A 367-nucleotide genomic window follows, 5' to 3' on the forward strand; every position below is an offset into this window, starting at 1 on the left:
CGACTTCAGCGACCCCAGCCACAGCGGACGGCCCTCCGGCCGCCCCTGCCCGTACGTCGCCACGATCGCCTGCGCCTCGATCGGATCACCCAGCCGCGTCCCCGTCCCGTGCGCCTCCACCACGTCCACGTCAGCGGTGGTCAGGCGGGCGTCGGCGAGGGCCGCCGAGATCACCCGCTGCTGGGAGGGTCCGTTGGGGGCGGTCAGGCCGTTGCTCGCGCCGTCCTGGTTCACCGCGGTGCCCCGGACGACCGCCAGGACGCGGCGCCCGTTGCGGCGGGCGTCGGAGAGCCGCTCCAGCAGCAGCACACCCACACCCTCCGCCCAGCCCGTGCCGTCCGCGCCCGCGCCGAAGGCCTTGCAGCGG

Annotated in this window: 1 protein-coding gene; it reads right to left on the bottom strand. The window is 76.3% G+C overall.

The window, feature by feature from the left end; translation table 11 throughout:
• Positions 1–367 (bottom strand): beta-ketoacyl synthase N-terminal-like domain-containing protein (locus ADK65_RS39575; protein WP_159038712.1); only part of this gene is annotated, 367 nt, incomplete at both ends.

The sequence above is a fragment of the Streptomyces sp. NRRL B-1140 genome (assembly GCF_001280065.1).
Taxonomy (GTDB): Bacteria; Actinomycetota; Actinomycetes; order Streptomycetales; family Streptomycetaceae; genus Streptomyces.